Annotated in this window: 20 protein-coding genes and 1 other RNA gene; 15 read left to right on the top strand and 6 right to left on the bottom strand. The window is 65.8% G+C overall.

Annotation, left to right across the window (positions count from 1 at the left end):
* Positions 1–58: 58 nt before the first annotated feature.
* From EDE12_RS01210 to phoB, 7 genes are all read left to right on the top strand, one after another.
* Positions 59–1,117, top strand: a complete 1,059-nt coding sequence (locus EDE12_RS01210) for an ATP-binding protein (protein ID WP_024878393.1) — start codon at positions 59–61, stop codon at positions 1,115–1,117.
* 158 nt (positions 1,118–1,275) lie between these two features.
* Positions 1,276–2,328 (top strand): phosphate ABC transporter substrate-binding protein PstS, encoded by a 1,053-nt coding sequence (gene pstS / locus EDE12_RS01215; protein WP_026599949.1) that lies wholly within the window; start codon positions 1,276–1,278, stop codon positions 2,326–2,328.
* A gap of 334 nt (positions 2,329–2,662) precedes the next feature.
* A complete protein-coding gene (gene pstC, locus EDE12_RS01220) occupies positions 2,663–3,583 on the top strand; it encodes a phosphate ABC transporter permease subunit PstC (protein WP_245267429.1) in 921 nt (306 codons plus the stop codon).
* A 3-nt stretch (positions 3,584–3,586) separates the two neighbouring features.
* Positions 3,587–4,426 (top strand): phosphate ABC transporter permease PstA, encoded by an 840-nt coding sequence (gene pstA, locus EDE12_RS01225; RefSeq protein ID WP_024878390.1) that lies wholly within the window; start codon positions 3,587–3,589, stop codon positions 4,424–4,426.
* Entirely contained in the window at positions 4,423–5,208 is a 786-nt protein-coding gene (pstB, locus tag EDE12_RS01230) for a phosphate ABC transporter ATP-binding protein PstB (protein WP_024878389.1), read from the top strand. Before pstA ends, pstB begins: the two co-directional genes overlap by 4 nt.
* A 30-nt stretch (positions 5,209–5,238) precedes the next feature.
* Positions 5,239–5,964 carry a phosphate signaling complex protein PhoU gene (gene phoU / locus EDE12_RS01235; protein WP_018267050.1) on the top strand — a complete coding sequence of 242 codons (726 nt, stop codon included), beginning with the start codon at positions 5,239–5,241 and terminating at the stop codon, positions 5,962–5,964.
* Positions 5,961–6,704, top strand: a complete 744-nt coding sequence (gene phoB, locus EDE12_RS01240) for a phosphate regulon transcriptional regulator PhoB (protein WP_024878388.1) — start codon at positions 5,961–5,963, stop codon at positions 6,702–6,704. Before phoU ends, phoB begins: the two co-directional genes overlap by 4 nt.
* Positions 6,705–6,898: 194 nt before the next feature.
* Here the strand turns inward: phoB and hpnE are convergent, their stop codons facing one another.
* The 4 genes from hpnE to EDE12_RS01260 are packed head-to-tail and all read right to left on the bottom strand — an operon-like array spanning position 6,899 to position 11,047.
* Positions 6,899–8,143, bottom strand: coding sequence for a hydroxysqualene dehydroxylase HpnE (hpnE, locus tag EDE12_RS01245; RefSeq protein WP_026599947.1), 1,245 nt, complete (start codon positions 8,141–8,143; stop codon positions 6,899–6,901).
* Positions 8,140–9,003: a presqualene diphosphate synthase HpnD gene (hpnD, locus tag EDE12_RS01250; protein WP_084484763.1), complete on the bottom strand. Its 864-nt coding sequence runs from the start codon at positions 9,001–9,003 to the stop codon at positions 8,140–8,142. The genes hpnE and hpnD overlap by 4 nt, the downstream gene beginning before the upstream one ends.
* Positions 9,000–9,878 (bottom strand): squalene synthase HpnC, encoded by an 879-nt coding sequence (gene hpnC, locus EDE12_RS01255; protein WP_036291313.1) that lies wholly within the window; start codon positions 9,876–9,878, stop codon positions 9,000–9,002. The genes hpnD and hpnC overlap by 4 nt, the downstream gene beginning before the upstream one ends.
* A gap of 17 nt (positions 9,879–9,895) precedes the next feature.
* Positions 9,896–11,047, bottom strand: a complete 1,152-nt coding sequence (locus EDE12_RS01260) for a glycosyltransferase (RefSeq protein WP_026599945.1) — start codon at positions 11,045–11,047, stop codon at positions 9,896–9,898.
* 278 nt (positions 11,048–11,325) lie between these two features.
* Between EDE12_RS01260 and EDE12_RS01265 the strand changes: the two genes are divergently transcribed.
* The 8 genes from EDE12_RS01265 to recR all read left to right on the top strand — a co-directional run bounded on the left by EDE12_RS01265 (position 11,326) and on the right by recR (position 17,783).
* Complete coding sequence (locus tag EDE12_RS01265) at positions 11,326–13,278, top strand: potassium transporter Kup (RefSeq protein WP_245275836.1); 1,953 nt, start codon at positions 11,326–11,328, stop codon at positions 13,276–13,278.
* A 2-nt stretch (positions 13,279–13,280) separates the two neighbouring features.
* A complete protein-coding gene (locus EDE12_RS01270; protein WP_134187962.1) occupies positions 13,281–13,775 on the top strand; it encodes a hypothetical protein in 495 nt (164 codons plus the stop codon).
* A gap of 190 nt (positions 13,776–13,965) precedes the next feature.
* Positions 13,966–14,397: a phasin family protein gene (locus tag EDE12_RS01275; RefSeq protein ID WP_026599943.1), complete on the top strand. Its 432-nt coding sequence runs from the start codon at positions 13,966–13,968 to the stop codon at positions 14,395–14,397.
* Positions 14,398–14,443: 46 nt separating this feature from the next.
* Positions 14,444–14,541, top strand: an RNA gene (ffs, locus tag EDE12_RS01280) — signal recognition particle sRNA small type.
* 25 nt (positions 14,542–14,566) lie between these two features.
* The gene (locus tag EDE12_RS01285) at positions 14,567–14,923 is read left to right on the top strand and encodes a GFA family protein (RefSeq protein WP_024878381.1); all 357 of its coding nucleotides are present in this window, start codon (positions 14,567–14,569) and stop codon (positions 14,921–14,923) included.
* A 53-nt stretch (positions 14,924–14,976) separates the two neighbouring features.
* Positions 14,977–16,809: a DNA polymerase III subunit gamma/tau gene (locus EDE12_RS01290; protein ID WP_026599942.1), complete on the top strand. Its 1,833-nt coding sequence runs from the start codon at positions 14,977–14,979 to the stop codon at positions 16,807–16,809.
* A gap of 25 nt (positions 16,810–16,834) precedes the next feature.
* On the top strand, positions 16,835–17,158 hold the full coding sequence (locus EDE12_RS01295) for a YbaB/EbfC family nucleoid-associated protein (protein WP_018267059.1): 324 nt from the start codon (positions 16,835–16,837) through the stop codon (positions 17,156–17,158).
* Between the two features lie 19 nt (positions 17,159–17,177).
* Positions 17,178–17,783, top strand: coding sequence for a recombination mediator RecR (gene recR / locus EDE12_RS01300; protein ID WP_018267060.1), 606 nt, complete (start codon positions 17,178–17,180; stop codon positions 17,781–17,783).
* A 239-nt stretch (positions 17,784–18,022) separates the two neighbouring features.
* Here recR and EDE12_RS01305 read toward each other — a convergent pair whose 3' ends face one another.
* Together EDE12_RS01305 and EDE12_RS01310 are read right to left on the bottom strand one after the other, a co-directional pair.
* The gene (locus tag EDE12_RS01305; protein WP_024878378.1) at positions 18,023–18,472 is read right to left on the bottom strand and encodes a biopolymer transporter ExbD; all 450 of its coding nucleotides are present in this window, start codon (positions 18,470–18,472) and stop codon (positions 18,023–18,025) included.
* Complete coding sequence (locus EDE12_RS01310) at positions 18,453–19,196, bottom strand: MotA/TolQ/ExbB proton channel family protein (protein ID WP_024878377.1); 744 nt, start codon at positions 19,194–19,196, stop codon at positions 18,453–18,455. Before EDE12_RS01310 ends, EDE12_RS01305 begins: the two co-directional genes overlap by 20 nt.
* Between the last annotated feature and the right edge of the window lie 5 nt (positions 19,197–19,201).

Genomic DNA, 19,201 nt, shown 5'->3' on the forward strand with positions numbered 1-19,201 from the left:
CGCGTGATCGTGGAATAAAGACGTTTCCTCATCCAGGGACACGATGACGAGAGGACCGATGCCGGATCTACGCCGACGCTATCAGGGCGAAGCTCTGCTCGGCCTCGTCATCGACGCGCTGCCGGAGGCGGTCTTCGTCATCGATTCGGAGGCGCGCATCGTCGCCTCCAATCGCGCCGCGCGCTCCGTGCTGCCCTCCTTGCGGCCCAATGATCCGCTGGCGCGCAGCCTGCGCTCGCCCGATGTGCTGGACGCGCTAGACCGCGTGCTGCGCGGCGGCCAGCCGGAGAAGGTCATCTGGCTCGAGCGCCTGCCGGTGGAATGCTGGTTCGAGGTGCATATCGCGCCGCTGCGCCTCGAGGGCTATGAGAACGCCGCCGTGGTGAGCCTGCGCGATCTCACCGAATCGCGCCGCGTCGAGCGCATGCGCGTCGATTTCGTCGCCAACGCCAGCCATGAGCTGCGCACCCCGCTCGCCTCGCTGCTCGGCTTCGTGGAGACGCTGCAAGGCCCGGCCCGCGACGACGCCAAGGCGCGCGACCGCTTTCTCTCCATCATGCGCGATCAGGCGCAGCGCATGTCGCGCCTCGTCGACGATCTGCTCTCCCTCTCGCGCATCGAGCAGCATCTGCATCTGCGCCCGGACACGCCGGTCGATCTCGGCATTCTCGTCGCCCATATCGTCGACACGCTCGCGCCCATGGCGGAGGACGGCGGCATAGAGCTGAAGCTCGACATAGAGGACACGGTCGTCGTGCCGGGCGACCGCGACGAGCTCGCCCGCGTCGCCGAAAACCTCATCGAGAACGCGATCAAATATGGGGCGGGTCCGGTGGAGATCACGCTCTCCCCGCTCGGCGCCTCCGCCGTCTTCTCGGTGCGCGATCACGGCCTCGGCATCCCGCCGGAACATTTGCCGCGCCTCACCGAGCGTTTCTATCGCGTCGACGCCGGCAAGAGCCGCGCCAAGGGCGGCACGGGACTCGGCTTGGCGATCGTCAAGCATATCGTGGCTCGCCACCGCGGCAGGCTCGCCATAGATTCCGCGCCAGGAAAAGGCGCCACTTTCCGCGTATTTTTGCCATTGATCGACCCGGAAAAGCCCGACAGCGCCTGATCCAGCGCAGATTTAGCAAATAGATTCAGTTGGATACTATGTCATGTGACAGTCATCCAGCTGTCGTAAAACCCTCGTCGCGCGCCTCTAGGGTGCGCCTCGCTGGGGCGCTGGACGCGCGCCGACACAGTGAACCTCGAGCTCGAAAGAGACCGAACATGCTTTCCAAAGTTTTCCATCGTGTCGCTCTGGCGACGACCCTGGCCGTCGCCACGGCCGGCGCCGCCCTCGCGATCGACATTTCGGGCGCCGGCGCCACCTTCCCCTATCCGATCTACGCCAAATGGGCGGACAGCTATAAGAAAGAGACCGGCAACGGCCTCAATTACCAGTCGATCGGCTCGGGCGGCGGCATCAAGCAGATCAAGGCGCGCACCGTGACCTTCGGCGCCTCCGACCAGCCGCTGAAGGCCGAGGAGCTGGAGGCCGCCGGCCTCACCCAATGGCCGCAGGTGATCGGCGGCATCGTGCCGGTCGTCAATCTGGACGGCGTCGCCTCCGGCGATCTCGTCCTCGACGGCAAGACGCTCGGCGCCATCTTCCTCGGCGAGATCAAGAGCTGGGACGACGCCGCGATCAAGAAGCTGAACCCGAAGGCCAAGCTTCCCTCGGCCGCGATCGCCGTCGTGCATCGTTCGGACGGATCGGGCACGACCTTCAACTTCACCAATTACCTGTCCAAGGTCAGCGCGGACTGGAAGGCCAAGGTCGGCGAGAACGCCTCGGTCGAATGGCCGGTCGGCATCGGCGCCAAGGGCAATGAGGGCGTCGCCAACAATGTGGCCAACACCAAGGGCGCCATCGGCTATGTCGAATACGCCTACGCCAAGCAGAACAAGCTGACCTACACCAAGCTCGTCAACAAGGACGGCAAGACCGTCGCGCCGACGACGCCGACCTTCCAGGCCGCGGCCTCCAACGCCGATTGGGCCAATGCGCCGGGCTTCTATCAGATCCTCACCGACCAGCCGGGCGCGCAGTCCTGGCCGATCACCGCCGCCACCTTCATTCTGCTGCCCAAGGCGCCGCAGGATACGGCTGCGGCCGGCGAGGCTCTGAAATTCTTCGGTTGGGCCTTCGCCAAGGGCAATAAGGCGGCCGAGGAGCTGGATTACATCCCGCTGCCGACCAATGTCGTGGCTCTGATCAAGAAGAGCTGGACGGCCAATATCAAGGATGCGAGCGGCAAGCCGCTGGCGTCGATCAACTGACGCATCGATGCGCGCCGGCGAGATCATCCTTGGACGAGATCATCCCTGGAGATATCGCCGGCGCCCCTCGACGCGAGGGGCAGAGGTGGCGGAATGGCGCGAGACGAACCGCCCGAGGACGAGCTTTCCCGCTTCTTTTCGACGCGGAACGCCTCGACGCGGTGAGTTCCCTCGAGACCTGCGCTATGACCTCAGATGAAAAATCCGCCTTCGGGAGCGCGCGATGGACGCCGGCTTCAACCGCCAAACGAGAGACAATAGCGTGTCGGACCTAGCAATCGTAGATGCGACGCCCCGCGCCGCCGAAGTCGACCGCGGGAAAGTTCTCGGCCGCATGGCCTTGTTCGACTTCTTCTTTCATAATTTGACCCGCGCCGCCGCGGTGCTCGTCCTTCTGATTCTCGGCGGCGTGATCTTCTCGCTGATCTATGGCTCGCTGCCGGCGATAAAGGCCTTCGGCCTCGGCTTTTTGACGACGGAATCGTGGAATCCCGTCACCGAGAGATTCGGCGCCGTCGCGCCCGTCTACGGCACTCTGGTGACGTCGACCATCGCCATGGTCATCGCCGTGCCGCTGGGCCTCGGCATCGCCATCTTCCTCACCGAGCTCTGCCCCCATGCGCTGCGCCGGCCGATCGGCGTCGCCATCGAGCTGCTCGCGGGCATCCCGTCGATCATCTACGGCATTTGGGGCCTGTTCGTGCTGGCGCCCTTCCTGCAGCAGCATGTGCAGCCGGCGCTGATCTCGCTCACCGCCGACATTCCCGTGCTGTCGAGCCTCTTCGCCGGCCCGCCCTATGGCATCGGCATGCTGACGGCCGGCTTCATTCTGGCGATCATGGTGCTGCCCTTCATCACCTCCATCTCGCGCGACGTGTTCGACACGGTCCCGCCGGTGCTGAAGGAGGCAGCCTCGGGCGTCGGCTGCACGACATGGGAAGTGATGCGCTATGTCGTCATCCCCTACACGCGCGTCGGCGTCATCGGCGGCGTGATGCTCGGCCTCGGCCGCGCTCTCGGCGAGACGATGGCCGTCACCTTCGTCATCGGCAACGCCCATAAGGTGTCGAGCTCGCTGCTCGCGCCCGGCACGACCATCTCGGCGACGATCGCCAATGAATTCACCGAGGCTGTCGGCGACCTCTACACTTCCGCGCTGATCGAGCTCGGCCTCATCCTCTTCGTCATCACCTTCTTCGTGCTGGCGGCGGCGCGCTTCATGCTGATGCGCATCGAGCAGAAATCGGGAGCCTGACCCTTGTCCCTCTATACCTCCCGCCGCCGCACCAATGTGATCGCCACCACGCTGTGCTGGACCGGCACCGTCTTCGGCCTCGCCTGGCTGGTGCTGATCCTCGGCGCGCTGATCTATGAGGGCGCGCGCGGCCTCTCGCCGGCCGTCTTCACCGAGATGACGCCGCCGCCCGGCGCCACCGGCGGCCTGCTCAACGCCATCGCCGGCTCGCTGGTGATGACGACGATCGGCGTGCTGCTCGGCACTCCGCTCGGAATGCTCGCCGGCACCTATATGGCCGAATATGGCCGCTACTCGAAGCTCAGCACCGTGGTGCGCTTCATCAACGACATTCTGCTCAGCGCGCCCTCCATCGTCGTCGGCCTCTTCGTCTATACGGTGGTGGTGGCGCAGGTCGGGCATTTCTCCGGCATAGCGGGCGCTCTGGCGCTGGGCGTGCTGGTGGTGCCGGTCGTCGTGCGCACCACGGAGGACATGCTGCTGCTGGTGCCGCTGCCGCTGCGCGAGGCGGCGACGGCGCTCGGCCTGCCGCGCTCCCATATGCTGATGCGCGTCGCCTATCGCGCGGCGAAATCCGGCATCGTCACCGGCGTGCTGCTGGCCATTGCGCGCGTCTCCGGCGAGACGGCGCCGCTGCTCTTCACCTCGCTCAACAATCAGTTCTGGAGCACGGATCTCAACGCGCCGGTCTCCAGCCTGCCCGTCGTCATCTTCCAATTCGCGCTCTCGCCCTACAAGGACTGGCAGCAGCTCGCCTGGACCGGCGCTCTGCTCGTCACCATCGCCGTCCTTCTGCTCTCCATCACCGCGCGCGCGCTCAGCAGCCAGGGAAAAAACAAATGACCGCCATGCCGGTTGTCGAAGCCACTATTCCGACGAAAGTCTCGGTTCGCGATCTGGATTTCTATTACGGGTCGTCGAAGGCGCTGAAATCGATCTCGCTGCCGCTCTACACCCATAAGGTGACGGCCTTCATCGGCCCGTCCGGCTGCGGCAAATCGACTCTGCTGCGCATATTGAACCGCATGTACGACCTCTATCCCAAGCAGCGCGCCGAGGGCGAGGTGCTGCTCGACGGCGAGAATATCCTCGACCCGCACATCGATCTCAACCTGCTGCGCTCGCGCGTCGGCATGGTGTTCCAGAAGCCGACGCCCTTCCCCATGTCGATCTACGACAATATCGCCTTCGGCATTCGCCTCTACGAGAAGCTCTCGCGCAGCGAGCTCGACGGGCGCGTCGAGGCGGCGCTGCGCGGCGCGGCGCTGTGGGACGAGGTGCGCGACAAGCTGAATTCGAGCGGCCTCGGCCTCTCGGGCGGCCAGCAGCAGCGCCTGTGCATCGCGCGCACCGTCGCCATTCAGCCGGAGGTGATCCTCTTCGACGAGCCCTGCTCGGCGCTGGACCCCATCTCGACCGCGAAGATCGAGGAGCTCATCGACGAAATGTCGGAGCGCTACACGATCGCCATCGTCACCCACAACATGCAGCAGGCGGCGCGCGTCTCCGATTTCACCGCCTTCATGTATCTCGGCGATCTCGTCGAATTCGGCGAGACCAATAATCTCTTCACCGCGCCGCAGAACAAGAAGACGCAGGACTATATCACCGGCCGCTTCGGCTGAGCGCGCATCGCGCACGAGGACATTGAGACCATGAGCGAACATATCGTCAGCTCCTATGACCGCGACCTCGAAGTGCTCGGCCGCAGAATCGCCGAGATGGGAGGCATCGCCGAGAAAATGCTCGCCGAAGCCATGGATGCGCTCGCCAATTTCGACATTGAGCTCGCCCATCGCGTCGTCGCCACCGATCAGCGCCTCGACGCGCTGCAGCGGGAGATAGAGGAGAACGCCATCCTCACCATCGCGCGGCGGCAGCCGCTCGCCATCGATCTGCGCGAATGCATCGCCGCTATGCGCATCGCCGCCGATCTCGAGCGCGTCGGCGATCTCGCCAAGAGCATCGCCAAGCGCACGGTGAAGATCCTCTCCGAGGCGCGCGTGCCGCGCGCCGTCATCGGCCTCAAGACGATGGCGGAAGTCGCCGCCATACAGCTGAAGGACGTGCTCGACGCCTACGCCCAGCGCGATGTCGAGCGCGCCCGCGCCGTGTGGACCAACGACAGCGAGCTCGATGCGCTGGAAGATTCGGTGTTCCGCGATCTCCTCACCTTCATGATGGAGGACCCGCGCAACATCTCCTTCTGCACGCATCTGCTGTTCTGCTCGAAGAACATAGAGCGCATCGGCGATCACACCACCAATGTCGCCGAGACAATCGTCTATCTCGTCACTGGCGAGGCGATGCCGACCGACCGCCCCAAAGGCAAATCGGCGAGCCTTCCCGCCAGCGCGGAACCGGATGAGCCTACGAAATGAATGAAATCCGCGTCGCCGCTCCGCGCGAGGCGCCGCACGACCGCGCGCCGCGCATACTCGTCGTCGAGGACGACGCGGCGCTGGCGCTGCTGCTCGGCTATAATCTCGAGGCCGAGGGCTTTCTCGTCGAGCATATAGAGCGCGGCGACGAGGCGGAGATCCGTCTCTCCGAATCGCAGCCCGATCTCGTTATTCTCGACTGGATGCTGCCCGGCGTCTCCGGCCTCGAGATCTGCCGACGGCTGCGCGCGCGCGACGACACGCGCAGCATGCCGATCATCATGCTCACCGCGCGCGGCGACGAGAATGAGCGCGTGCGCGGCCTCTCCATCGGCGCCGACGATTATGTGGTGAAGCCCTTCTCGCCGCCGGAGCTGATGGCGCGCGTGCATGCGCTGCTGCGCCGCGCGCGGCCGGAGCGCGTGGCGACGCGGCTCGTCGCCGGCGACATAGACCTCGACCGCGAGACGCGCCGCGTGAAGCGCGGCGGGCGCGAGATTCATCTCGGCCCGACGGAGTTCCGTCTGCTGGAATATCTGATGGAAAAACCCGGCCGCGTCTTCTCGCGCGCGCAATTGCTCGACAGCGTGTGGGGGCTCTCGGCGGAGATCGACGAGCGCACCGTCGACGTGCATGTCGGCCGCCTGCGCAAGGCGATTATCCGCGGCCGCGAGAAGGACCCGATCCGCACCGTGCGCGGCACCGGCTATTCCTTCGACGAGACCTTCGGGAGGAATTGAGGGGCGATGCGAGCCTGAAGGCTCGCGGTCCAGGGGGCGCTTTGGATCGCGAGCCTTCAGGCTCGCTTTTGTCTGCACGCGCTCCCTCTGCCCATCGTCATTGCGAGCGCAGCGAAGCAATCCAGAGCCGTGGGGCGGTCCCTGGATCGCGTCGTCGCTACGCTCCTCGCGATGACGGCGGCGGCGGGCTCGACCTATGAACGCCCCGCCAGCTCCGCCGCGCGATAGCCCGACCTTATCGCGCCCTCGATCGTCGCCGGAAGGCCGGTCGCAGTCCAATCGCCGGCGAGGAAGAGATTGCGCCACCCCGTCACAGCGCCGGGGCGGCGCTGCTGCTGCGCCGGCGTCGCGGCGAAAGTGGCGCGCTTTTCCTTGACGATCTGCCATTGCGGCAGCGCCGCCGGCAGGCCCGTGGCGGCGGCTGCCTCGGCCCATATGCGCTCGGCGAGGCTCTCGCGGGACTCGTCCATCAGCCGATCGGCGCCGCTGATCGTCACCGAGAGCCTGTCCTCGAAAGCGAACAGCCATTCGGTGAGCGAGCCGATCATGCCGAGCAGCGCCGGCTGCCCCGGCGGCGGCGCGATCTTGAAATGCGCATTGACGATGCCGCGGAAATCATCCGGCGCGACGAGGCCCGGAACGAGCTCCTGCGCGGCCCAGGGCGGGACGGCGAGCGCGACGCTGTCATTCTCGCCGAGCGCGATTTTCTCGTCGCCGAAATCGAGCGCTGTGGCGCGCTCTTCGGAAAATTCGATTCCCTTCAGCCGCGCGGCGAAACGCGGCGCGGCGCCGCGCGCGGCGAGAGCGTTCAGCGCCGGCTCGATGAACGCCGTCCCGAGCCCGCGCCGCGCGACCAGCGGACGGCAAGCGGCGCCGCCAGCGGCCAGCGTCTCGCGCAGCACGGCGGCGGCGAGCGCGGCGGAGGAGCAGCGCGGCTCCGTATTGAGCGCGGAGAGCAGCACCGGCCCCCACAGCCGCTCATAGAGCACGCCCGAGCAATTCATCGCCTCGCCGATGGTCGCGCCCTTTTTGGCGAGGAGAATGCCGATCGCGCCGAGATAATCCGCAGGCGCCGTGCCGGGCACGCGGCGATCCGCCACGAAAATCCACCAGGGCAGGCGCGAGGCGTTCGGCCTCATGCGCCAGCGCGTTCCGTCGCGCGTGTCCAAAAAGTCGAAGGCGCATTCCTTCGGCCCGACCAGCTCATCCACCGAGCCGATGCGGCGGGCGTAATCCAGCGCCGTGGCGTTGCCGGAGAGCAGCAGATGATTGCCATTGTCGATGACGAGATCGAGGCTGGAATCATAATAGGACCGGCAGCGCCCGCCCGCCATGCGCGCGGCTTCATAGAGCGCGACGCTGCGGCCCTCGTCGGTCAGACGAATGGCGCAGGAGAGGCCGGCGAGACCCGCGCCGATGATATGCGTCGTTCCGCTCACGTCAGCGCGAATCTCAGCAGGGCCAGCAGGACTTTCGTCCGCGAGGCGGAGACCGGCGCGCGCGGCGGCGCGAAGCCGCGCGCCACCAGACGATCGAGAACCGAGCGATAGGCCGTCGCCATCAGATAGGGCGCCTTCACCGCGCGCTGCGGCGAGACGCGCATCAGCAGCTCCGATTCCGCGTAATGCTTGCGCGCGCGCTCGGCCACTGCAGCGCAGACTTGCTGAAGGCCGGGGTGCGCCAGCACTGCGCCGCGCGAGAAATCGGCGACGCCCGCGGCCTCCAGCGCCTCGCGCGGGAGATAGAGCCGCCCGCGCGCCTCGTCCTCGTCGAGATCGCGCAGAATATTGGTGAGCTGCAAGGCGCGGCCCATGTGATAGGCGAGCATGCGCGCCTTGGTCGGCAGCGCGCCGCCGGCGCTCTCCGCCTCATCGGCGAGGCCGAAGACGCGCACCGACAAGCGCCCCACGGCGCTCGCGACATGATCGCAATAGAGATCGAGCCGATCCCACTCGGGCGCGCGAATGTCCTCGACGACATCCATGGCCATCCCGTCTATGACCGCCTCGAAATCGGCGCGCTCGAGGCCGAAGCGGCGCACCGGCCGCGCCAGATCGGCGCAACGCTTATGCGTGCGGCCGGCGTAGAGCGCATCGAGATCGCGCCGCCAATCGTCGAGCTGGGAGAGGCGTAGGGCGCGGTCGCCCTCCTCGTCCGCAATGTCGTCGACGGCGCGGCAGAAGCCATAGATCGCATACATCGCATCGCGCCGCTCGGGCTCGAGAATGCGCATGGCGAGATAGAAAGAGCTTTTCGCGGCGACCCGCGGCGCCTCGGGGGCGATCGTCTCCATGCTCATCGCGCGACGCTCGCGGCGGAGGCGGCGCGCGGCGAGACGAGCCGGCGCAGCAGAGTGATCCCGGCGCCGGCCAGCGCCGTGAGCAGATATTGGCGCTTGGAGGCGTGAACCTTCTCGCTCAGCGGATCGGCGACACGCAGCCGCGCGGTGAGCGTCTCGGCGAGGCGCTGGATCGCGCCCACTTCCATGGCGAGGCGCGTGTCGACGATGAGATCGGCGAAAGGCGCGCTCTCCTTCAGCAGCCCCTGCGTGCGCTCGGCCAGCGCGCGCAATGTCGCGGCGAGCTGCGGCGAGGCGCGATCGGCGGCGAGCATCTCGACGCTCGCGCCATTGGCGGCGAGCATGTCCTGCGGCAGATAGACGCGATCGAGATTGCGATAATCTTTCGCGCAATCCTGCAGATGATTGATGATCTGCAGCGCCGCGCAGAGCGCGTCATTCGGCCCCCATGTCCGCGCGCGATCCTCGCCATGGACGTCGAGCACGAAGCGGCCGACCGGCATGGCCGAATAGCGGCAGTAATCGATGAGATCGTCCCAGTCGCGATAGCGCAATTGCGTCACGTCGCGGCGGAAGGCGATGAGCAGATCCTGCGCATGGCGGGGCTCGAGGCCGCGGACGGCCAGCTCGGCGCGCAGCTTTGCTGCGACGGGGATATCCTCGCCGGAGCCGAGCAGCGCCGCCTCCATGCGGTCCAGCATGGCGATCTTCTGATCGCCCGGGAGCGTCGCATGGTCGGAGATATCGTCCGCGGCGCGCACGAAATCGTAAAAGGCGAGGACGGCCGCGCGATGGCGCGGCGCGAAGAGAGAGGCGACGGGGAAATTCTCGTCCTTATGGCCCTTCCCCGAAGCGGCGGCGGCGATGTCGCTCATGTGATCGCTCATCCTCCTCAGGGGGCCTGGTAGCGGCCCTTCCAGGCGCCGCCGCGCCCGCGTGTGTGCCGCCAAGCCGACAATAGCGTGAACCACGTATAGCAGGCCGCGACCGCCGGCAAGGCGAAGGCGCCGAGCCGATTGCGTCCGTAGAAACGCAGAGACGGCATATAGGACTGCGCCATCAATAGATAGGCGACGAGCGCGATATAAGCCGCGGGCTCCGGCGCCGCGAAGGCGAGAATGGGCGGCGCGAGATAGACGAGGCCCATGCCGAGGACAGCGCCGGCCAGCCGCCAGGGCGAATAGCCCAATTGCGCATAGGCGGAGCGCGTCACCATCTGCTCTATATCGCGCAAATGCGGATAGGGCCGCAGGCTCCAGGCGTCGTCGGTGAGGCCGAGCCAGATCGGCCCCTGCTTCTTCATGAGCTTGCCGAGCGCGCAATCGTCGATCAGCGCGCCGCGGATTTGTTGCAGGCCGCCGGCCTCCTCCAGCGCCGCGGGGCGCACCAGCATCACCCCGCCGGCCGCCCCGGCGACCGGGCTTTTCGGGTCGTTCACGCGCGGGAAGGGGTAGAGCATCTGGAAGAAGAAGACGAAAGCCGGCACGAACCAGCGCTCGGCGAGGCTCTCGCAACGCAGCTTGACCATCAGCGAGGAGAGCACCGTCCCGCGCGCCGCCGCCCCGGCGACGAGCCGCTCGACGAGGCCGGGGGCGAAGGCGATGTCGGCGTCGCAGAACAAGATGAAATCGGGCGAGACGCCGCTGGAAAGGACATGGGCGACGCCGCGGTCCATGGCCGCGAGCTTGCCGGTCCAGCCCTGCTCCGGTCGACCCTGGAGCACTGTGAGGCGCTCCTCGGCGCCTTCCTCGCGGGCGCAGGCGCGGGCGACCTCGGCCGTGCCGTCGGAGCTCTCGTCATCGACGAGGACGATCTCGAGCCGGCCGGAGAACTCCTGGCGGAACAAAGATCGCAGGCCGATGGCGACGACGTCGGCCTCGTCGCGCGCCGGAATGACGGCGACGACGCGGACGCCCATGGGGACTTGCGCGCCCTTGGGGACGAAACGGCGGTCGTGCTCGGTCAGGCGCCAGAAGCCGCCATTGCCGAGCAGGAGATAGAGCCAGACGAGGAGGCCGACGCCTCCGAGGACAATCGCGATCATATTCCGAGCGTTCGCGTCGCCGGGGTCGCCGGGGACGATGTGACGAGGGCTCGGCCATAGCATCGCCGCGGCCGCGAGGCCAGCCCGGCCGGCGAACGCCGCATCGCAACCGCCGGCGTCTAAGGGATTTTCCTCAGAAATGGCCGGCGGCGGCTTCTCTTCCATCTGGAACAGGCGTATATCGCCGCGCCGGCGCAGCCGGGTCCGAGCATGTCGAACAGCATGTCGAGGGACCGGCGGCGCGCCCGCGCATTCCGATGTCATTCGAGGAAATTTCCATGGATCCCAATGTGGCGCGTGACGCGGCGGGCTCTTCCTCTCGATGCGACACGGAGGGCGCGGCGGCGACGCAGCCGGCGCCCGTCGCCGAGGGACACGGCTCGGCGACGAGCGCGGGCCTCATCATCGGCTCGATCGGCGTCGTCTATGGCGACATCGGCACCAGCCCGCTCTATGCGCTGCGCGAGTCGCTCGCCCACGCCAAATCCGGCGGGCTCGGCGAGGATGTCGTCATCGGCACGATCTCGCTGCTCATTTTCGCGCTGATCTTCACCGTCACCGCGAAATATGTGTTCTTCCTGATGCGCGCCGACAATCGCGGCGAGGGCGGCATTCTCTCGCTGATGGCGCTGGCGCAGATCGCGCTGGGCCGGCGCGCGAGGCCGGTCTTCCTTCTCGGCGTCGCCGGCGCGGCGCTATTCTCCGGCGACGCCATCATCACGCCGGCCATCTCCGTGCTCTCGGCGGTCGAGGGCCTCGAGATCGTCAATCCGAAATTCGGCGAGTTCGTCTTTCCCATCACAGTTGCGATTCTCGTCTCGCTGTTCTGGGGGCAGAGCCATGGCACGGCGCGCGTCGCCGCGCTGTTCGGCCCGGTGATGGCGATCTTCTTCATCGTGATAGCGGCGCTCGGCGCCTCCCATATCGGCGATGCGCCACAGGTTCTGCGCGCCTTCGATCCGCGCCACGGCTTCGTCTTTCTGCTGACCCATGGCTGGGTCGGCTTCGCCGTGCTGGGCTCGGTCTTCCTCGTCGTCACCGGCGCCGAGGCGCTCTACGCCGATATGGGCCATTTCGGCCGCGCGCCGATCCAGATCGCCTGGATCTTCTTCGTGCTGCCGGCGCTGTTCCTCAATTATCTCGGCCAGGGCGCGCTGATCCTCGCCGATCCCAAGGCGATCGAGAATCCCTTCTTCCTGCTGGCGCCGGACTGGGCGCTGCTGCCGCTGGTCATTCTCTCGACCCTCGCCACCGTCATCGCCAGCCAGGCGGTCATCACCGGCGCCTTCTCCATCGTGCGCCAGGCGATACAGCTCGGCCTGCTGCCGCGCCTCGAGATTACCCACACTTCCGCGACGCAGGAGGGGCAGATCTATATCGGCCGCGTGAACCGGCTGCTGCTGATCGGCGTGCTGGTGCTGGTCACGGCCTTCAAGAGCTCGAGCGCGCTCGCCTCGGCCTATGGCATCGCCGTCACCGGCACGATGGTGACGACGACGGCGCTCGCCTTCATCGTGGTGTGGCGCAAATGGCATTGGCCGCTCTGGGCGGCGTCGCTGTTCATCCTGGCCTTCCTGACCGTCGATCTCGCCTTTCTCGCCGCCAATCTGATGAAGGTGGTCGAGGGCGGCTGGGTTCCGCTGCTGCTCGGCGGCGGCTCCATGGTGGTGATGTGGACCTGGGTGCGCGGCACATCCTTGCTCGCCGAGAAGACGCATCGCGATTCGATCCCGATCCGCGATCTCATCGCCATGCTGGAGAAATCCAAGCCGACGCGCGTGCCCGGCACGGCCGTCTTCCTGACCAGCGACCCGGAGGTAGCGCCCACCGCGCTGCTGCATAATCTCAAGCACAATAAGGTGCTGCACGAGCGCGTGCTGGTCATATGCGTGAACACGGAGGACACGCCGCGCGTGCCGGCGGAAAAGCGTTTCGAGATCGAGAAGCTCGCGCCCGACTTCACCCGCGCGACGCTGCATTTCGGCTTCATGGAGAGCCCGCGCGTGCCGGCGGCGCTGGCGGCGATGCGCAAGGCGGGGGTCAAATACGACATTATGACCACCTCCTTCTTCCTCGGCCGCCGCTCGATCAAGGAGAGCCCGGCCTCGGAAATGCCGGTCTGGCAGGACAAGCTCTATGTCGCTCTGACCCGGCAATCGGCCAACGCCACCGACTTCTTCTCCATACCGACCGACCGCGTGGTGGAGCTGGGCGCTCAGCTGACGATTTGATTATGACAACCGAAACAAAAGAAGAGCAGGACCCAACAGATTTTTTCAAGGGACTCGTGGGGCTGATTTATATTTCGACAGGCGTGTTTTTGGGAATAATGCATTTGCTTAAAGCAATTAATTTTGTAGATACATTTGGATTTCTAGCATTATATTCTATTGTTATAACTTACTTTGCGCTGACTGTTTTATTTATATCATATATAATATATACTAATTTAGATATTTTTCGAAAATACGTTATGACGCGCTATGTAAAAAATGGCGACGCCGGTATGAAAATTTTACTTACTTTTGTTTTTTTAATTGTTTTGGCAGCAGTTGTGCTTCCGACTTGGAAATTTGGGTTCTTGCAAATAATAAGAAACTTTGTTGAACGTGGCGAATCGAGAGTTTTGGTTACAGTACACTTAGCAATTGCGTTTTTAGTGTTCGCTTCTTGGTCTGGTGTCTGCGTTCTCGATATCTCTAGAAAGAACGCAGAGCCGAAGAATTGACCATTTCTATTCCAGAGGATTTTATAAGAGGGATGAAATCCACGGACAGAGCCGTCGCAGGCGCGATTACGTGGTTTCCACGATTTGCCCTCGCGCCGCGCATTTCCGAGAATCGCGCCAGCGAGCAGTGTCGCGTGCGCGTAGCCTGGGAGGGCCGCCTCCCCCGCGCCGCGACCGGCGGGAGGATGCAATGGCCAATCTGAATTTCGACGATTTTCGCGATCTCGGAAAATATCAGCTCGACGCCTTCAACACCGCGACCAGCTCGACGGCCAAGAGCCTGCGCGCCATAGCGGAGGAGGCGACCGACTACTCCAAGCAGTCGCTCGACAATAGCCGCAACTATTTCGAGAAGCTGCTGCGCGTGCAGAAGATCGACGACATCATGCAATTGCAGTCGGAATTCTACCGCAACGCCTATGGCGATTTCTTCGCCCGCGCTTCGCGCGTCGGCGAGCTGTGCTCCAACCTCGCCAAGGAAGCCTTCGTCTCCGCCCAGAGCGCGGGAGAGCAGGCGGCCAAGGCGAACCAGGAGGCGGCCAGCAAGATCATCGCCGACATCAGCGAGCAGACCGAGAAGCTCGCCGCCAAGGCGCGCGAGGCGGGCAAGGGGGAGCATTAGCAAAGGCGCCCTTGCGCCGGCGCGCGAGTTTTGCCACATAGGGCGCGGGAGGTTGGCGGTGGACGCTCCACTCGCCAACCGGGTCAGGTCCGGAAGGAAGCAGCCCTAACGAGTTCCGGGCGGGTCTTCGTCCAGCCTCCCACTTTAGGTTTTGCGGAGAATTTTGCATATGGGCGATGCGTCGTATCACGGCTCCTGCCAATGTCGGGCGGTGACATTCGAGGCGACGCTGGACCTCGACCACACCATCACATGCAATTGCTCCCGTTGTCAGCGACTGGGCGCCGTCTTGAGCTTTACGCCCGCGGAAAAATTCCACTTGAGCTCGGGCGAGGATGCTCTCGTCGAATATCGTTTCAACAAGAAGATGATCGCTCACCGATTCTGCAAGATCTGCGGGATCGAGCCCTTCGCCCAGGGCGTGTCGCCGGATGGCGCGCAAATGGTCGCGGTCAACGTCAATTGCCTCGACGGCGTCGATCCGCGCGCGCTGGCGTCGACACACGTCGACGGGAGAAGCGTCTAGATTTTCGCCGCATGGCGGTGGATAAGGCGGTCGCGAGCCTTTAGACTTCCGCCATGGATGACGCGATGTTTCCCGATCCGCAAGCCGCCGGCGCGCCTTCCGCCGCCTATCGCGTGCTGGCGCGCAAATATCGCCCCTCCGGCTTTGCCGATCTCATCGGCCAGGAGCCGATGGTGCGCACGCTCGAGAACGCCTTCGAGCTGAACCGCATCCATCAGGCCTATCTGTTGACCGGCGTGCGCGGCGTCGGCAAGACGACCACCGCGCGCATTCTCGCCCGCGCCTTCAATTACGAGCTGCCCGCCGAGGGCGGCCGCCCCGCCGTCGATCGCCCGACGATCCATATGGACGCGCTCGGCGCGCATTGTCAGGCGATCATCGATTCGCGCCATCCCGATGTGCTGGAGATGGACGCCGCCTCGCACACCGGCATCGACGATATTCGCGAGATCATCGAGAACGCGCGCTATCGCCCGGTGATGGCGCGCGTCAAAGTCTACATCATCGACGAAGTGCATATGCTCTCCAAGGCCGCCTTCAACGGCCTGCTGAAGACGCTGGAAGAGCCGCCGGAACATGTGAAATTCATCTTCGCGACGACGGAGATCGACAAGGTTCCCGTCACCGTGCGCTCGCGCTGCCAGCGCTTCGATCTGCGCCGCATAGACGCCGGCCTGCTCGCCGCGCATTTGCGCAAGATTTGCGATCTCGAGGCCGTGACCATTGAGGACGAGGCGCTGGCCATGGTCGCCCGCGCGGCGGAAGGCTCGGCGCGCGACGCGCTGTCGCTGCTCGATCAGGCGATCGCCCATGGCGCGGCGGGCGGCGGCGCGATCGCCGCGCAGGACCTGCGGCTGATGCTCGGCGTCGCCGACAAATCGCGCGTCATCGATCTCTTCGAGGCGGCGATGAAGGGCGAGATCGCCGCCGCCATCGCTTTGCTGCAGGACCAATACGACGGCGGCGCCGATCCGGCGCAAGTTCTGCTGGAGCTGGCCGAATTCACCCATCTGGTGACGCGGCTGAAGCTCGCGCCGGACGCCGCGCAATCCAATGCGCTGACCGAGGAGGAGCGCCGCCGCGGCGGCGATGCGGCGGGAACGCTCTCCATTTCCGTGCTGACGCGGGCGTGGCAGATTTTGATGAAGGGCGTCGATGAGCTGCGCAGCTCGCCGCGTCCGCTCGCCAGCGCCGATATGGTGCTGGTGCGTCTGACCCACGCCGCCGAAATGCCCTCGCCGGAGGAGGCGCTGCGCAAGCTCGGCTTCGGCCAAAGCGGCGCGCCGCGTCCGGCGCCGAGCCCGACTCCGTCGACGGCGCCCGGCGAGCGGCCCCCGGTCGCGCTCGCGCCGGCGCCCAAGGTTTCGCCCAAGCCCGCGGCTTTCTCGCCAGCGCCTTCGGCACTCGCGACCAGCGCCGCGCCGGCCCAGCGCCGCGCCGCGGAGCCATCCCCGGCGACGGGGGTGAAAATCGCCGATTTCCGCGCGCTCGTGGCCCTGGCCGGCGAGAAGCGCGACATACAATTGAAGATCGCGCTCGAGACGGAAGTTCGCCTCGTGCGCTTCGAGCAGGGGCGCATCGAGTTCGAGCTGACGCCGGGCGGCTCGACGCGGCTGCCGCAGCTGCTGATGCAGAAGCTGCAGGACTGGACCGGGACGCGCTGGCTGGTGGCGCTCGCCGCCGGCGGCGCGCCGACGCTGCGCGAGGAGGCCTTGGCCCGCGAGAGCGAGAAGCGCTCCGGGATCGAGGCCGATCCGCTGGTGGCGAGCATATTGGCGCGGTTTCCCGGCGCGGAGATCGTCGCCGTGCGCGGCAAGGAGACGGAGCAGGCCGCGACGGCCGGCGCCGAATTGGCTTATGACGACGAGGAGCCGGACGACGTGTGAAACGTCGCTGCGCGAGGAGAGAAATATGCTCGACTTCATGGGACTGATGAAGCAGGCGCAGGCCATGCAATCGAAGATGGCCGAGCTGCAAGGGCAGCTCGACCAGACTCTGGTGGAAGGCGAGGCCGGCGGCGGGCTGGTGCGCGTGACGATGACCGCCAAAGGCGCGCTGCAGCGCCTCGCCATCGATCCGAGCCTGCTGAAGCCGGAGGAGAGCGACATTCTCGAGGATCTGATCGTCACCGCCCATGCGCAGGCGCGCGCCAAGGCGGAGGAGACGCTCGCCGAGAAGATGAAGGAAGTGACCGGCGGATTGCAGCTGCCGCCGGGGCTGAAGCTGCCGTTCTGATCGCTCCGAGCGAAACAAAGTGGCCGAACGCATCGCCGGACCCGAGATCGAGCGCCTCGTGCAATTGCTGGCGCGATTGCCCGGGCTCGGGCCGCGCTCGGCGCGGCGCGCCGTCCTGCATCTCATGCGCAAGCGCGAGGAATTGCTCGGCCCGCTCGGCGAGGCGATGCGCGTCGCGCATGAGCGCATCCTCACCTGCACGACCTGCGGCAATATCGACACCAGCGACCCTTGCGCCATCTGCCGCGACGGGCGGCGCGACGCCGGCATTCTGGTCATTGTCGAGACGGTGGCCGATCTCTGGGCGCTGGAGCGCGCCGGACTGCTGGCGGCGCGCTATCATGTGCTCGGCGGCGTTCTGTCGCCCCTGGATGGCGTCGGCCCCAATGAGCTCAACATTGCGAGCCTGATGCAGCGCGTGAGCGAAGGCTCCGTGCGCGAGGCGATCATCGCCGTGAACGCCACGGTCGATGGGCAGACGACGGCGCATTATCTCGCCGATCTTCTGGCCCCGCTCGGCGTGAAGACGACGCGCCTCGCCCATGGCGTGCCGGTCGGCGGCGAGCTGGATTATCTCGACGAAGGCACGCTGGCCGCAGCGCTGGAGCGCCGCACGGCGTTTTGAGAGCCCCAACGAAAAACCGGGTCGCCAGCGCGCCTGGGGAGGGTTTGCGCCGACGACCCGTAGTCGGGCCAAGTCGAGGATGCGTGAAAAGTCGAGGATTTAGAAAAGCCGGGTCAGCTCGAAACAGGTCAGCGAAGAAAAAGCGCGGGCAGATTCATGCGGTTTCTGTCCGCTCACTTTGCAAATCGCGGCCTTCGCCGCCTTCCTTCTCCCCGCTCGCGGGGAGAGGGAGAATGCGATCACGGCGCGGGGGCGGATTTCGCGCCGCCCGTCGGCGCCTCGGAGACCAGCGCCACCTTGGAGTAGCCGGCGGCGTTGATCGCTCCCATGGCCTCGACGACGCGCCCGTAAGGCACGGTCTTGTCGGCGCGCACATGGATGCGGCGATCCTTGCTGTTGTCGCTGCCGTCGCTGAGCGCGGCGAGCAATCCGTCCGCCGGAACCTCGCGCTTATCGACGAAGAAGCCTCCGCCCGCGTCGACGCTGACGACGATCGGCGGCTTCTGATCGTTGAGCTGCTTGGCCTGCACCTTCGGCAGATCGACCGGAATGCCGGAGGTCATCAGCGGCGCGGCGACCATGAAGACGATGAGCAGGACGAGCATCACATCGACGAGCGGCGTGACATTGATATCGGCGATCGGCTGAGAATCGAATTCCGAATCGTGCTTACGCAACGCGAAGGCCATGACGCTCTCCCTTGCGCGACAGATGACGGGACAGCTCGACCTCGAAGACGCCGATGAAGGCGGTCACGCGCTTGCCGTAAGCGCCGATGTCGCCGCTGATGCGGTTGTAGAAGACCACCGCCGGAATGGCGGCGACGAGGCCGAGCGCGGTGGCGAACAGCGCCTCGGCGATGCCGGGCGCGACCACGGCGAGGCTGGTGTTGTTGGAGGCGGCGATGCCCTGGAAGGAGTTCATAATGCCCCAAACCGTGCCGAACAGGCCGACGAAAGGCCCGACGGCGCCGATGGTGGCCAGCCCCGGCAGACGCTGCTGGAGCTGATCGAGCGCGGCGGCGCTGGCCAGCACGGACACGCGATGCACGCGCTCCTGCAGAGCGTCGCGCTGCCCCTCGGAGGCGACGAGATCGGAAGAGCGCTGATACTCCTCCACCGCGGCCTTGTAGACTTGCGCCAGCGGATCGCTGGCCGGCGCGGCGAGGAAGGCGGGCGCGACCTCCGTCACCGGGAGATCGTTCTGAACGCTCTCGATGAGCGCGCTGGCGCGGCGATGCAGCAGCGACAGGCGAATGAGCTTCTCGGCGATCACGGCCCAACCCCAGGCCGAAGCGAGCAGCAGCAGCACGATGACGGTCTTGACGATCGAATCCGCCTGCAGAAACAGCTCGACCGGTGAGAGGGCGTGGGCGACGGCGGCCGAAGCCGCGCCGATTGCTGGATCACTCATCTTGA

Source organism: Methylosinus sp. sav-2 (assembly GCF_004366495.1).
In the GTDB taxonomy this organism is placed as follows: domain Bacteria; phylum Pseudomonadota; class Alphaproteobacteria; order Rhizobiales; family Beijerinckiaceae; genus Methylosinus.